Consider the following 14,944-nt stretch of genomic DNA (forward strand, 5'->3'; position numbering starts at 1 on the left):
AACTTACTCCGTTATAAAAATTTTACATTGCTTCTATTATAGCACTAAATTAAAAAAAAGAAAGCCGACTATGCTTTTTTAACCATAGAACGGCTATTCTTTCTGGTGGAGCTTTTTTGAAAACCAGCAGCTACAAAAATCAGGGCAGTGATAGGTCAGACATAGAAAATCTCTAACTGGCTAAAAACGTAATCCCCTGTAATGACCAAGGTTTTTTCTGCCGTATTTTCAACTGAATGATTCTTGATACTGCTGAAAACTTTATCCCCTCTAAATTCAATATTCCAGTTTTTGGGAACATATAACTTGACGTTGGAAAAAACAGCATCACCTGAGTAGGTTGCGACATCACCTAACATATTAGCATTAACAAAATAGATAGAAACTCCAGAAAAGACCGTATCACCACTGACATTGGTCAAATTACCTTCATTAATATAGCGAGTTGCATTGGTAAAGACAGTATCTGGTCCGTGATTCTGGAAAAAACATCCTTCAATAGTATTTCTCGTACTCTCACCAGATTCAAAACCATATATCTTGTGACGAGGTTTAAAGATCATGTTGAGACCAAGACCAGCTAAAACCGCTGCTATAACTATGGTTCCTGTACTAATATTGAGCCAGTTGTAATGCTTTTCCAAAAGAACAAAAGCAATGATACCGCAAACATAGGCACTGATATAGTTACGACGATAAATATTTTGAACAGTTCCATAGCCGAACCCCAAAACCAAGAGCAAGGTCCAAAGAGACATTCCCAAATCTGGCAGTAATAACCTATCCTTGAACAGAAGATAAAGAGCCAAAAGGATAAATCCTACCCCTAAAAACATTTTTCTCATGATACTTACCTCATTTCTCTGAGCTTTTCTTTTAATAATTGATAATAATGACGCGATACATGGATTTGTTTGACTGTATCATAAAAGTGAATAGTACTAGTTCCTGAAAAGGATTTTTCCAGCGAATAGATGGAACGTATATTGGCAATGCTTGATTTGGAAATTCGACAAAAATAAAACGGCAAACACTCTTCCAATTCATAGAGTTTCAACTTGACCTCGTAAGCATTGTCCCGACTATGAGCAAAAATCTTTGTCCCATCTGTTTCAAAAAAGAGGACATCCGTTAAATCGAGAAAATATTCACTCCCTCCCTTATAGAAAATCATTTTCGGGCGACTAACCTGAGCTAAAGCCTGCTGGATTTGTTCAACCTCAACAGATAAGTGACTAGCTCGAATGACAACCTCAAGATCATCCAAACCATCGTCCAACTCAATCTTAATTTTCATATCCCCTCCCTCAAGATACAAAGAGCGTAAAAATCCGTATAAAAATAGGAAACGGACGAAGTGGGCTAAGCACACTAGGACGGTTATCTTTTTTACTAGGATTTTAGCTCGTGTTCGATTAAACCAAGATACAAAGAGCGTAAAAATTCGTACAAAAATAAGAAATCAAACGCAGTATCCCAGATACAAGTGCGATTTAGCTTCCCATTCTCTGCTACGATTAGTATTAGTGTAACAAATCCTGAGAAATTGACAAGTTTTTTTCAGTAAGTGGTTCGTTTTAACCAGTAAGTGGTAAACAAAAAAACTCAAGTTGCCCTGAGTTTTCTAGCTTTTTATCTCTCCACTTGGATACTAAAATCAGCACACTTATAAGAGTCCTATAGATTTCTTCTACTTCCTAGCAACTACGAACCCGAATTGGTTGAAATATGATGGCTAACAACACGCGCAAAGGTTTCGATATTCAGACTCTGTACATAGATCTCGCCATAACCAGTGAAGGTATTGACAATCCCTTCACCAGTACCGATAGAATGAAGGAAGCCATTTTCCATGTGAATATTGTAGTCTAAATCACGACTCCAAGCAACAACATGAGCATTATCAATTGTAATACTTCCACCATCCAGTGTCAGCTTTTTAATAGAACCAAATGCGTTGGCTAAAAGCGTACCACGACCTTCAGTTGTCATAACAAAGAGACCACCTTGACCACCAAAGAGGGCTTTCCCAACACTCTGGCGCTCCATTTTGTATTGAGCAGAACCATCTAGGGCAAGAAAGGCACCATCATTGAGTCTGTATTGCTCCGCACCAAGCTCCAAAGCAATTACTTGACCCGGAGTAGAGGGAGCAAGAGCAATCTTTCCATCATCACTATCAGACACAGCTTGTGTAATAAACATGGACTCACCAGATACCATAGAGCGACCAATCGCTCCCACAAGTTTACCAAAACCAGAACGTCCACGTGCATTGAGTTTCGTATTCAAGGTGACACTCGGTGTATGATAGACCATGCTTCCCTGTTGTATATAAGCTGATTCTCCAGCTTCCAAAGCAATTTCTACCAGAGGAAACTGCATATTGCTATCAATGGTATATCTCATGCGATTATCTGACATAAAAAATCTCCTTGCCTATCTGTATCATTCATTTCATACAATTGTATACTCAACGAAAAAAATTGTCAAGTATGTTTGTGTAAACAGCCATTATAAAACTCTAGAGAAAATTATTGAACCTCGGTCATGCGCCCTGTATCCACATCATAAATTGCTCCTGAAATTTCAATAGTATCTGGTATGAGAGGTGAGTTTTTCAGCAGAGCAATATCTTCTCTGACACTATCTTCAATATCTGTAAACGGGAGAAAATCTTGATTTCCCACATCCACTCCTAAGTCACGCTTGAGCTGGGCTGTAAACTCCTCATTCGTGAAGGTCTGAGCACCACAATCTGTATGGTGAAGCACTACAATTTCCCGTGTTCCTAACTGTTGTTGAGAAATAACTAGAGAACGGATCACATCCTCGGTCACTCGACCACCCGCATTCCGCAAAATATGGGCATCACCAAGAGCTAATCCCAAAGCCTGAGCAACATGGAGGCGCGAATCCATGCAAGTCACAATTGCTACCTTTGTCTTTGGTCGCAAAGGAAGATGATAAGTCCCGTGTAAATCAACATAGGCCTTATTAGCTTTCATAAAATTTTGAAAATAAGACATGGGCCCCCTAATCCTGATGAAAAAAGCTGAAATTTTCAGAAATGAAACTGACTTTAGCTTATCATATTCTCAACAATTTGTCGCAAAAAAGGGAACAACAATCTGTCACTCCCGAAAGTTTTTACTAATTAAATACTTTTTGCAAAACTTCACCAATTGTTGTCACTCCTACAGCCATAATTTCTTTAGGGACCTTGATACCTGTCAAGGAATTTTTGGGAGCATAGACTTTTGTAAATCCCAACTTAGCCGCTTCATTGATGCGCTGTTCGATCCGATTGACACGGCGTATTTCACCTGTCAGACCGATTTCCCCGATAAAACACTCCTGAGGATTGGTGGGCTTATCCTTGTAGCTGGAAGCGAGGGCAACTGCTACCGCAAGATCAATCGCCGGCTCATCTAACTTGACACCACCTGCTGATTTTAGGTAAGCATCTTGATTTTGTAAAAGCAGACCTGCCCTTTTTTCCAAAACTGCCATAATTAAGCTCGCCCGATTGAAGTCTAGTCCTGTTGTCGTCCGCTTAGCATTACCAAACATGGTCGGAGTCACCAAGGCTTGTACTTCTGCTAAGATAGGTCTGGTTCCCTCCATGGTAACAACAATGGCAGAACCTGTCGCTCCATCCAAACGTTCTTCCAAAAAGACTTCGCTAGGATTGAGAACCTCTACCAAGCCCTGAGACTGCATTTCAAAAATTCCGATCTCATTGGTTGATCCAAAACGATTTTTGACCGCTCGCAAGATGCGGAAGGTATGCTGGCGCTCTCCCTCAAAATAAAGCACCGTATCTACCATGTGTTCTAGAGTACGCGGTCCTGCAAGAGTTCCTTCCTTGGTCATGTGACCGACAATAAAGGTTGCGATATTATTGGTCTTGGCCATCTGCATGAGCTCATTGGTCACTTCACGCACCTGACTGACTGATCCCTGCACGCTAGAAATATCCGGACTCATAATCGTCTGAATAGAATCAATAATCAAAAAATCCGGCTTGATTTTTTCAATCTCCTTGCGGATACTCTGCATATTGGTCTCTGCATAGAGATAAAACTCGCTGTCAATATCGCCTAAGCGCTCTGCTCGTAGCTTGATTTGTTGGGCAGACTCTTCTCCTGATACATAAAGAACAGTACCAATAGTTGATAGCTGAGTTGAAACCTGCAAGAGCAAGGTGGACTTGCCTATACCCGGATCTCCACCAATAAGAACCAAACTCCCTGGCACTACACCTCCTCCCAGAACGCGATTGAACTCTTCCATACTAGTCTTTGTACGAGACACTTGGATAGAGGAAACTTCATTTAGCTTCATTGGTCGGGTCTTCTCGCCTGTCAAACTAACTCGCTCATTCTTAACTTCTGTAACTGCCACTTCCTCTACAAAGGACGACCAAGAACCACAGTTGGGACAGCGCCCTAGGTATTTGGGCGAGTGGTATTCGCAGGACTGACAGACAAAGGTTGTTTTTTTCTTAGCGATGATGTTTTCCTCCTATTAACTCGTATTCCAATATCTCACTGTAGGCACTCTTTTCTTTTGGTACAGACTGATATATCAGCATATCATGACAAGCTAGCGGGGGTTTGTCATGCGTTTGGTCTTTTTTGAGTGCCTGTAAAATCGATTTGTCATCCCCACCATAGTTTCGTAGCAAACAGGTGAAGGCTCAGCCCCCCCCTCTATGCCCCATAAATAATCTATGATCGAACACAACCTGTTCTTGCCTAAAGTTTTGTTCCGTTATATCCGGTCGCCATTCATGGAAAATAGCTCTACCAGATAGGAGCAAGTCAGGCTGACGAGCGAGGTAAGCGTAGTTCCTAAGACTCGGTCACACAACTTGTGCTCGGACAAATACAGGATTTTCCGCCTTTTCTTGAGCCAAAAATCTCCCCAAGCAAAATCACATCCAAAACCAGCAATAGAGGCTGGGATTTTCAAGGCTAGTATAAGACACAGTGTAGTCCGGTTCAGAATGCTGGACCAAAATAATGTGCATACGCCCTCCTACTTCCCTGTAGAACCAAAACCACCCGTACGAACTCCATCTGCTTCATCACCATCGGCTAGCAAGAAAGGAGCAAAGACAGCCTGTACAATTCGCTCACCAGCCTCTATCACAACTGTTTCATCGGTGATATTGCGCATTTGAGCAAAGATATGACCTTCATTGGCAGCATTGCCATAATAATCACCGTCAATAACTCCAACTGAGTTGATTAAGACCAAGCCCTTCTTACGAGGATTAGACGAACGGTCATAAAGGTAAAGAACCTCGTTTTCCTGCATATAAGCTTTGACTCCCGTTGGTACCAACTTAATCTCGCCTGGTTCCAAACAGATGGTCTCGGCTGCTTTCAGGTCATAGCCTGCTGCATGAGCTGTTTCTCGTTTTGGCAATAAGTTTTCATCTGTAAACTGACTGACCAGTTCAAAACCACGAATTTTCATCATATTTATCTTTTGCTCCTCTCAAGTATTGATTTTGCGAGGTTTTTATCCTCTCTTTAATATTATAATATACATTTGCACGCTCTTTTGTGAACTTACAAGCTATTGGGAGCTTTTTCTTCAAAAGCTAAACCACTAGCAATTTCTTGTAATTTATCTTTTGAATAATGACAAAGCCCTCAGATTTATGAGAATAATCTTATTTTTGCTTGTTCTGGACAGATTCTTGATTTGGTCAAGACTTGCAATACAAATATAAACGTGTTAGGATGTGAGCCATGCCCTCACCATTTTTCCTTATCAATGACACAGATTATTTCTTGAACATGCCCAACTTGATAGATTAAAATGATAACTCCTATGTATTTTAACCATTCCCATTATACACTAATTCGCAAAAGCCTGCGATTTTCAAAGATAAAAAACTGACCAGTTATCAGGCAAACCTACCCCAATATTCATTTACTTCTAGCTCCATTTTTTCCGCCATATCCACCATTTCTGCTGCTTGAAGAATAGCAAGTCCCTTGTCCACCATCTTTTTGTCGTGTCGCAAAATTCCCATACGAACATTGGCAAAGCCTATATAGTCGATTCGCATGCTTTCCTGAGCAATCTGGTAGGCAATTTCAATTATTCGCTTACAGTCTATAATATGGTCATTTTTGATAAGCACTGTAGATAAATTTGCTAAAAGTACAAACTGACTTGTTTGTATTTCCTTAAAATCTTTATATTTTTTCAAGGATGACAAGACCTTATTAACAAACCCTTCTAGCTGTTTAAGTGGAAGAAAAGGAAGAACTAGATTTAATTTCCGAAAGTCCGCTAGATACCATGTATCGCATTTTTCTAGCTCTTGCCACAGTTCTTGAGACAGTTTTCTAGTTGTTTCGCTATCGCCATACTGACAGATGGATAAGGTTAGTCGAAGCTGTTGATTCATTCGTTGTACACGAATATCATCATATTTTTTTAGATAGGCCTGGATGGCTATCAAAAATTCTTCCAACACTCCATTTGTCATATATTTGCCACCTAGCTTTTCAAATTTGTTTATCAGATTGGATCGCTCGGAAGGCTGATAGGCATGACAGATATAATCAAACTCTGCATAAGTCATATCCAATTGACGAAGGATATGGGCAAAGTGAGCAATCGTGGGATATTCCTTGTTATTTTCAATCTTTGAAAGAGTTGTTCTTGATAAAGCATCTCCGCAAACCTCTCGCTGACTCAAACCTTTTGACTTCCTGATTTCTTTTAAAACCGTACCAAAATCCCATTTCATAGCAACCTCCCTACAAGTGTGTGAGAATTGTTTACACTTTTTATTTTTCCGCAAATACATGATACCATAAGGCTAAGGAAAAATAAAAACGAATGGAGGTAAAAGATGATGAGAAACTGGAGAAACCACCTTCTCCTATTGACCTACTTAGCAGTCATTACCATTCCTCGTCTCCTAGGAGACGGTTGGGGCGGTTGGTGGTTACTGCCTATCCAAAAGTAAACAAAATCCACTAAAACTTCACCACCTTGGAAGGGAGGAAAAGCGGAAATAATAATTTTGGGTGGGAATTTTTACTAATATTATATAATAAAATAAAGGAGCATAAACATGAAACACAAAACTATTCTTTTCAGCGCTAGTATTAGTTTTATGCTAGCTGGAATCGGGCTTACGTCCATTGTTCATGCAGAAGAACAAAATTTTACTCCAGAAAATTCTATAGAGGTCCAATTTAGATCTGCTGAAGCCAACTACCCCGATGCACGTGGAGGTTCTACTTTAGGTAGATGGGAATACATGTATACAATTGAACCGTTCGCCTTTTTCAAAAACACCAAAACTGGTGCTATAACTAATGTTCAAGTAACATCTACAGTGGAGCATACGGTCAATAATATCGTTAATGGCTGGGTAACACGCGGACCAAATTATAATTTCCCATACTATAATCCAGCTCATCGCCATTTAATGAACTAATGACAAAATTTACTACTGTTACTCTGCAATCTCACATTGAGACACTCATTGGCACACATCCTCTATTGGTCCAAGAGTTAGCTGTGCTGAAGCAGGCTCAAAACAGGCTGCAAAATGATGAGTACTTTTTAAAGGTGATTGCATATCTGAAGAAAGAACTATCTTCTTTGGCAGTAAAAAATTTACTCTCTCCTCCGGTAATGGAATTGTTTACTGAAATAAGCAGACAAAATCCAGCAACTGGAGCTGCTGCCATATGGAATTTTCTTATTCCAGACAAAAAGAAACTCTAGGTTCTCTAAATAAGTCAAAAATCAGACAACGCTAGTCCACTACTTTATAAGAACTAATTTTATTCCCCGTCTCATAAGGATGGTCAAAAATAGTAAAAAACAGTCGACCAGATAAACATGGATTGACTGTTTTTTACTGTTTACATACTTATTCAAACACAAACTGATTGTGATAGAGTTCGGCATAAAAACCATCTAGTTTGAGCAACTCGCTGTGGTTGCCACGCTCGATCACCTCTCCATCTTTCAGAACAATGATTTGATCTGCGTTTAGAATAGTCTTGAGACGGTGAGCGATGACGAAACTGGTCCGTCCTGCAACGATCGCCTCCATGGCAGATTGAATCTTGCTTTCCGTTACCGTATCAACATTTGAAGTCGCCTCGTCCAAAATGAGAACCTGCGGATCAGTCAAAAGAGTACGGGCGATAGAAATCAGCTGCTTCTGACCGGTTGAAAAGACATTATTTTCATCATCAACATAGGTATCGTAGCCATCTGGCAAGCTCATGATAAACTCGTGAATATGAGTGGCACGAGCCGCCGTCTCCACCAATTCCTGTGAAACATCACCTGCACCAAAAGCGATATTATCTCGGATAGTTCCTGAGAAGAGGACGGACTCCTGCAAGACGATACCGACCTTCTGTCGTAAGCTATCCAGATCAAATGCTCGAATGTCTGTTCCATCAAAACGTATCGCTCCGCTATTGACATCATAAAAACGGTTAATGAGGTTCATAATAGTCGTCTTTCCTGAACCTGTCGGACCAACGACTGCGGTCATTTGCCCTTTGGGAGCTGTGATTGTCACGTTTTTGAGAATCGGCTTGCCTTCGACATAGCTAAAATCAACCTGTTCAATCTCTACCTTATCCTTCAACTCGGTAAAGACTGGAGCATGAGTCGGGCGGACTTCTTCTGGCTCATCAAACATTTCTTGTATACGGTGAGCCCCTGTGAAAGCTAATTGCATTTCAGCCCAGCTGGAAGCGACTTGCATCATAGGCTGATAATATTGCTGCGAATATTGGACGAAGGTCACGACTAGCCCCAAGGCTGCCGCTGTGGACAGGTTGGTATTGGATAGAACTAGATTAGAGCCGACAAAAATAACAATAGCTGTGTTAATCAAGCTCAAACCATTCATAACAGGAAAGAGAAGACCTGAGAAAATTCTTCCCTTAAAAGTCGCTTGTCGGACATCCTTATTGAGTTCCATAAAACCATCTACGACCTGAGACTGCAAACCTTGGACAATAATAGCTTTTTGTCCTGAGATATTCTCATCCATGTAGGCATTGAGTTTCCCAACTGCCTTTTGTTGCAAATCTGAATACTTACGCGACATCCGGATAATAAAAAATAAGAAAATGAGGGCAACTGGTGTTGTCGCAACGACCACTAGAGCCATCTGAACACTTTGGACAAACATCATCACGACGATTCCAATATACAAGATAGACTGGGTGACAACATTGATGAGTGACATATTAAAAGCATTTTGAATATTGTCCAAATCTGATGTAAAGCGTGAAAGAATCTCCCCATCCTGATGGCGGTCAAAAAAGCTGACTGTCAACTTCTCTAGTTTACCAAACAATCCCTTTCGCATCTGGTTCGTTGATTGAGAAATAATACGTGTAAAAAGCAAGGAATAGGTCACCGATGAGGCAGCCATCAGCAAAACTGCAAACAATAAACTCATCAAGGTTGAAAAGAAAAGACTCGTATCTACCTGCTTACCAGTCGCCATAGCCTGAGCCAGACTGGTTAGTTCTGTTACTGCTCGCCCCATAAAAACAGGCGATAAAACCTGCATGAATGTCGAAAGGAGAATAGCTACAAAAATGACTGCAAAAGCCAACTTAAATTGTTTAAAATAAGTCCAAAAAAATCGTGCTGTTTTCATAATCATCATACCAAGATAATTGGAAAGCATTTAAAAATAGGAAATAAGCACCGCATAAGCATACGCAAATATTTTATCCTTTTTGAGCTTTCCAGACGAGTTCAAATGAGTATAAGCCCAAGATGAACCCGTTACCTTAGTTTTCCTCCCTCCCTTTCTGCGTTTCAAATATTTCTCGATAAACCTCGTTGGTTGCCACCAATTCCTGATGAGTCCCCTGACCGATCAAGCGTCCCTCATCCAAAACCAAAATGGTATCTGCCTTGACCACAGATGAAATTTTCTGAGCAATAATGATAGTTGTTGTATCTTTCAAGTCATGGTTGAGGGCCTCCTGCACTAGCTTCTCAGACTTTGCATCCAAAGCAGATGTAGAATCATCTAAAATCAAAATTTTAGGATTGGATACTAGACCACGCGCAATGGACATCCGTTGCTTCTGCCCACCAGAAAAATTATTTCCACGCTCCTCCACACCTGACTGATAACTATCTGGCATCCGTTCGATAAATTCCATAGCTTGAGCAATTCGTGCAGCACGTTCCAACTCAATTTGACTAGCACCTGCCTTCCCCTGACGGATATTGGATGCAATAGTCCCCGTAAACAAGATGGCCTTCTGCAAAACGATAGACACTGTATTTCTGAGTGTTTCTTGGCTAAGTGTCTTGATGTCTCTGCCACCGATTTCAATCGTCCCCTCTTGCGGGTCAAAAAGCCGGGGAATGAGTTGAGCCAGCGTAGATTTTCCAGCTCCTGTCGCACCAACGACACCAACCATCTGACCAGCCTGAATATCAAAGCTAATATTTTTCAGCGTTACCTGTTCGTCTTTTGGATATGTAAATGTTACATTTTTAAAGGAGATTGTTGCATCTAGTTCCTCTACAGGCTTGTCTTCAAACGTTATAGCAGGATTGGTCGCTAACACTTCATTTATCCGCTTGATGGAAATAGCTGCACGGCTAGCATTGCTTCCCATGAATCCAACCATGATGATAGTAAACATAATTTGTGTGAGATAGGTGTTGAAAGAAGCCAACTTGTTGACCGCCTCTGGATTGGTTCCCAACAGATTGTAAACAGAAAAAATAGCCGCATAGATTGCCAAATAAGAAATCAAAATGAACATCGGTTCCAAAAAGGAGAAGCCCGACCCAATAAAGCGGTTTAATTTGAACAAGTCATCTGATACTTTTTCAAACTTCTCAGCTTGATTTTTTTCCTGAACAAAAGATTTAACAACACGAACTCCACGCAGGTTTTCCTTAGCAATAGCATTGATGCCATCTACCAATTTTTGGAATTTTCCAAAACGCGGTCCCATAATGCTCATAATAACCGCCATGGTTGCTCCTATCAGAACAATCATCAAGACTACAATCCACCACAGCTCCGGCATGGTACTCACAGCAAAGACAATCGCACCGATAAAGAGCAGGGGTAGGCGCAAAAGAACTTGAAAGGTCATCATGAGTAAATTTTGCACTTGAGACAGGTCGTTGGTCATACGAACAACTAGATTCCCAGCATTGAACTCCTCAATATTGGCATAAGAGAAAGTTTGAATTTTCTTAAACATTTGCTCCCGTAAATCTGCGGAAACAGCTTGTGCAATATACGCTGCCAAAATAGTATTGGTCGCTCCTGCTACCAAGCCAAGGGCAGCTACTCCCAGTAGCCAGCCTCCCATTTGGAAGATAGTCGCTTGGTCATTAGCTGCCACAGCTGCCAATACATTCTGCAAAAAACGCGGTTGCAAAAGACTAGACAAAACATAGAACAGAACCATGAATACCGAGCACAGCGCCTGCCATTTGTATTTCATAATTGCTTTTATTAACATATTTCCTCCCCTTATACATACGTACATTTTAATATGCGTATTTTTTATTCTAACATAATTAAAAAAGACTTTCAAACTTCTAAAACCATCTCGTCCAAAAACTGTTTTTTTCCCACAATATATGATAAAATAAGGTCAATACTACAATTCCTAGAAAGGGAAGACTATGAGCAAACAAACCATTGCTATCTTGGGCCCCGGTTCTTGGGGAACAGCCCTTGCTCAGGTTCTAAATGATAATGGGCATGCTATCCGAATTTGGGGAAATGCTCCTGAACAGATTGATGAGATCAATGAGCGGCATACCAATACCCGTTATTTTAAAGATATTGTTCTTGATAAAAATATCAAGGGATACAAGGATCTATCCGAAGCCTTAGACGGTGTGGATGCTATCCTTTTTGTGGTTCCAACCAAAGTAACACGACTCGTTGCCAAACAAGTAGCTCAAGTGCTCAAGCACAAGGTTGTCATCATGCATGCTTCTAAAGGATTGGAGCCTGATAGCCATAAACGCTTGTCTGAAGTCTTAGAAGAGGAAATTCCAGCTAAATACCGGTCGGAAATCGTTGTTGTGTCCGGTCCTAGCCATGCTGAAGAAACCATCGTTCGCGATTTGACCTTGATATCTGCCGCTTCAAAAGATATGGAGGTAGCAACCTACGCCCAAAATCTTTTCAGCAATCATTATTTCCGTCTTTACACCAATAATGATGTGATCGGAGTAGAGACTGCCGGAGCACTTAAAAACATCATCGCAGTTGGTGCAGGTGCCCTTCATGGTCTTGGTTATGGTGACAATGCCAAAGCTGCGATTATTGCCCGAGGTTTGACAGAGATTACCCGTTTGGGGGTCGCTATGGGAGCCAATCCTTTGACCTACAGCGGTCTTTCTGGAGTAGGTGACTTGATTGTTACCGGTACATCTATCCATTCTCGCAACTGGCGGGCCGGAGATCAACTGGGGCGTGGAGAAAAATTAGAAGATGTTGAGCGCAATATGGGAATGGTGATTGAAGGAATATCAACAACCAAGGCTGCCTACGAATTGGCTCAAGAACTTGGTGTCTACATGCCGATTACCCAGGCCATCTACAAGGTAATTTATCAAGACGCTACTATTAAAGATGCGATTAAGGAGATTATGACTGGTGAATTCCGTCATGAAAACGAATGGCATTGATTTTTCAGCTACATAAAACATAAAAGGAAAGAACAATCTATGAAAAAAGTTAGAAAAGCTGTCATCCCAGCGGCAGGTCTGGGAACTCGCTTCCTCCCAGCAACCAAGGCACTCGCCAAAGAAATGCTTCCAATTGTGGACAAACCAACAATCCAATTTATTGTTGAAGAAGCGCTTCGCTCTGGCATTGAAGATATATTGGTTGTTACTGGTAAATCAAAGCGCTCCATTGAGGATCACTTTGACTCCAACTTTGAATTAGAGTACAACCTTAAAGAAAAAGGGAAAAACGATCTTTTGAAGCTAGTTGATGAGACAACTGGTATTCGCTTGCACTTCATTCGTCAGAGTCATCCTCGTGGGCTAGGTGATGCAGTACTTCAAGCTAAGGCTTTCGTTGGGAACGAACCTTTTGTGGTTATGCTAGGTGATGACCTCATGGACATCACAGATGATAAAGCAGTTCCACTCACTAAACAGCTTATGAATGACTATGAAAAAACACATGCTTCAACCATTGCAGTTATGCCTGTCCCACATGAGGAAGTCTCTTCCTACGGAGTCATTGCCCCACAAGGAGAAGGGATTAACGGCCTTTACAGTGTGGAAACGTTTGTGGAAAAACCTCAGCCAGAAGAAGCACCATCTGACTTAGCCATCATTGGTCGTTACCTACTGACTCCTGAAATTTTTGATATTTTAGAAAAGCAAAAACCCGGTGCAGGCAATGAAGTTCAACTGACAGACGCCATTGATACCCTCAACAAAACACAACGTGTCTTTGCTCGTGAATTTAAGGGTAATCGTTACGATGTGGGGGATAAATTCGGTTTTATGAAAACATCAATCGACTATGCTCTCCAACACTCACAAGTTAAAGATTCTTTAAGGCAATACCTCATTGATTTAGGCAAAAAATTAGAAATAGAAAAAAACTAGCAAATGCTAGTTGAGATTGAAGAAAAAGTCCATTACGACTGATTTTCTTTAATCTTTTTTTCTTCTTCTGATGACTTATCTAAGATAAAACACTCCAAGCAATAAAGCAAGCAAACCTAGATAACCGATAAAACTATAAAAGATCTGCTTGCCGCTAAAAAGATCTTTTTCCACAAGAGGTGGCAGAAAAACTACAACCAAGCACCCTCCAACAGCTCCTCCAACATGCCCAGCCATGCTAATTACTGGATTGAACAGTCCCAAAACCAAGTTGAAGACCAAAAGAACCACGTACCGCTGACCTAACATCCTCAAATAAGGACTTCGACTAAATTTCCTTAGAAGAGCTATGGCTGCAAAAAGACCAAACAGTGAAGTTGAAGCACCTGCACCGATTACACCAGGTGTGAAAAATAGAACAAATGCATTCCCCATTATCCCAGATAAGAGATAGAGGAGGAAAAAACGCCTCGGACCAAATAGCCCCTCTAACTGATAACCCAGACCAAGCAAAGTGACACTGTTAAATAGGAAATGTTCCCAGCCAATATGGACAAAAATGGGAGAAACCAAGCGCCACAATTGAGTCGGATCATAGCGAACAATCTCACCATACATACCACCAAATTCAAAAATAGTATAAGCTGCTGTCGTCTGTCCAAAACGCAGCATCTGTATTAAAAGGAAAACAAAAGTCGTCACAGCCAACAACCCATTGGTAATCGGGTAACGTGTATCAAATACATCCTTCAAAGATCAACATCTCCTTTACTGGTATATCAAACGATTCTTGTACAAAGTCATATAGCTGAAAATCAAGTAGGGTCGAAAAGGTTTTCCCCTGAAAATCCATCAGATAGCGATCGTAAAAACCCCCACCATAGCCAATCCGAAAACCCGCTTGATTCCAAGCCAAACCCGGTACATGAATCAAGTTTATCACAGACTTATCCACAGGTTGTGAATAAGTAGCTGGTTCCCAAATACCAAAACTAGATTTCACTAAATCATCAGGATTATATTCTACAAAATCCATCCGTCCTTGAGAATAAGTCTTAGGAATGAAAAGCCTTTTCCCATCCTTCTGGGCCTGCTCCAATAGGTAAGCTGTATCAAACTCATGTGGCATGGAAATATAGGTTCCAAGCGACTTTGAAGCTTTATAGGCTTGGGTTTGCAAAAGATTTTCTGTTAGGCGCCGACTCCATCTGGCTCGTTGACTATTCGATAATTCCTTCATTCTCGTTAGCATCAGGTTACGTATTTCTTTTTTATCCACAGTTTATGCTCCTTT

At 40.9% G+C, this 14,944-nt stretch carries 15 protein-coding genes; 4 read left to right on the top strand and 11 right to left on the bottom strand.

Annotation, left to right across the window (positions count from 1 at the left end; genetic code table 11):
• Positions 1-155 precede the first annotated feature (155 nt).
• The 7 genes from SR187_RS09055 to SR187_RS09085 all read right to left on the bottom strand — a co-directional run bounded on the left by SR187_RS09055 (position 156) and on the right by SR187_RS09085 (position 6,778).
• Positions 156-845, bottom strand: a complete 690-nt coding sequence (locus SR187_RS09055) for a LiaF transmembrane domain-containing protein (RefSeq protein ID WP_120172330.1) — start codon at positions 843-845, stop codon at positions 156-158.
• A gap of 5 nt (positions 846-850) precedes the next feature.
• Positions 851-1,297, bottom strand: a complete 447-nt coding sequence (locus SR187_RS09060) for a LytTR family DNA-binding domain-containing protein (RefSeq protein ID WP_120172332.1) — start codon at positions 1,295-1,297, stop codon at positions 851-853.
• Positions 1,298-1,704: 407 nt separating this feature from the next.
• The gene (locus tag SR187_RS09065) at positions 1,705-2,424 is read right to left on the bottom strand and encodes a TIGR00266 family protein (protein WP_024532696.1); all 720 of its coding nucleotides are present in this window, start codon (positions 2,422-2,424) and stop codon (positions 1,705-1,707) included.
• 110 nt (positions 2,425-2,534) lie between these two features.
• The gene (locus SR187_RS09070; RefSeq protein ID WP_024532695.1) at positions 2,535-3,029 is read right to left on the bottom strand and encodes a beta-class carbonic anhydrase; all 495 of its coding nucleotides are present in this window, start codon (positions 3,027-3,029) and stop codon (positions 2,535-2,537) included.
• A gap of 124 nt (positions 3,030-3,153) precedes the next feature.
• Positions 3,154-4,518, bottom strand: coding sequence for a DNA repair protein RadA (gene radA, locus SR187_RS09075; RefSeq protein WP_120172334.1), 1,365 nt, complete (start codon positions 4,516-4,518; stop codon positions 3,154-3,156).
• 525 nt (positions 4,519-5,043) lie between these two features.
• Positions 5,044-5,487, bottom strand: a complete 444-nt coding sequence (locus SR187_RS09080; protein WP_024532693.1) for a dUTP diphosphatase — start codon at positions 5,485-5,487, stop codon at positions 5,044-5,046.
• 436 nt (positions 5,488-5,923) lie between these two features.
• Positions 5,924-6,778: a helix-turn-helix domain-containing protein gene (locus tag SR187_RS09085; protein ID WP_120172336.1), complete on the bottom strand. Its 855-nt coding sequence runs from the start codon at positions 6,776-6,778 to the stop codon at positions 5,924-5,926.
• 330 nt (positions 6,779-7,108) lie between these two features.
• Between SR187_RS09085 and SR187_RS09090 the strand changes: the two genes are divergently transcribed.
• Together SR187_RS09090 and SR187_RS09095 are read left to right on the top strand one after the other, a co-directional pair.
• Positions 7,109-7,477, top strand: a complete 369-nt coding sequence (locus SR187_RS09090; RefSeq protein ID WP_120172337.1) for a hypothetical protein — start codon at positions 7,109-7,111, stop codon at positions 7,475-7,477.
• Positions 7,477-7,770, top strand: coding sequence for a bacteriocin immunity protein (locus SR187_RS09095; RefSeq protein ID WP_120172339.1), 294 nt, complete (start codon positions 7,477-7,479; stop codon positions 7,768-7,770). Before SR187_RS09090 ends, SR187_RS09095 begins: the two co-directional genes overlap by 1 nt.
• A gap of 148 nt (positions 7,771-7,918) precedes the next feature.
• On the opposite strand, the gene SR187_RS09100 is transcribed toward SR187_RS09095, so the two are convergent.
• Both SR187_RS09100 and SR187_RS09105 read right to left on the bottom strand, forming a co-directional pair.
• A complete protein-coding gene (locus tag SR187_RS09100; protein WP_120172499.1) occupies positions 7,919-9,682 on the bottom strand; it encodes an ABC transporter ATP-binding protein in 1,764 nt (587 codons plus the stop codon).
• A 136-nt stretch (positions 9,683-9,818) separates the two neighbouring features.
• Entirely contained in the window at positions 9,819-11,528 is a 1,710-nt protein-coding gene (locus SR187_RS09105) for an ABC transporter ATP-binding protein (RefSeq protein ID WP_120172341.1), read from the bottom strand.
• A 166-nt stretch (positions 11,529-11,694) separates the two neighbouring features.
• Here SR187_RS09105 and SR187_RS09110 point away from each other — a divergent pair, with 166 nt between their 5' ends.
• Positions 11,695-12,711 (top strand): NAD(P)H-dependent glycerol-3-phosphate dehydrogenase, encoded by a 1,017-nt coding sequence (locus SR187_RS09110; RefSeq protein WP_120172343.1) that lies wholly within the window; start codon positions 11,695-11,697, stop codon positions 12,709-12,711.
• Positions 12,712-12,750: 39 nt separating this feature from the next.
• On the top strand, positions 12,751-13,650 hold the full coding sequence (galU, locus tag SR187_RS09115) for a UTP--glucose-1-phosphate uridylyltransferase GalU (RefSeq protein ID WP_024532686.1): 900 nt from the start codon (positions 12,751-12,753) through the stop codon (positions 13,648-13,650).
• 75 nt (positions 13,651-13,725) lie between these two features.
• On the opposite strand, the gene SR187_RS09120 is transcribed toward galU, so the two are convergent.
• Together SR187_RS09120 and SR187_RS09125 are read right to left on the bottom strand one after the other, a co-directional pair.
• On the bottom strand, positions 13,726-14,403 hold the full coding sequence (locus tag SR187_RS09120; RefSeq protein ID WP_120172344.1) for a rhomboid family intramembrane serine protease: 678 nt from the start codon (positions 14,401-14,403) through the stop codon (positions 13,726-13,728).
• Positions 14,387-14,929 carry a 5-formyltetrahydrofolate cyclo-ligase gene (locus SR187_RS09125; protein WP_120172346.1) on the bottom strand — a complete coding sequence of 181 codons (543 nt, stop codon included), beginning with the start codon at positions 14,927-14,929 and terminating at the stop codon, positions 14,387-14,389. Before SR187_RS09125 ends, SR187_RS09120 begins: the two co-directional genes overlap by 17 nt.
• Positions 14,930-14,944: the final 15 nt, after the last annotated feature.

Origin of the sequence: Streptococcus ruminantium (assembly GCF_003609975.1) — a bacterium.
Lineage (GTDB): Bacteria > Bacillota > Bacilli > Lactobacillales > Streptococcaceae > Streptococcus > Streptococcus ruminantium.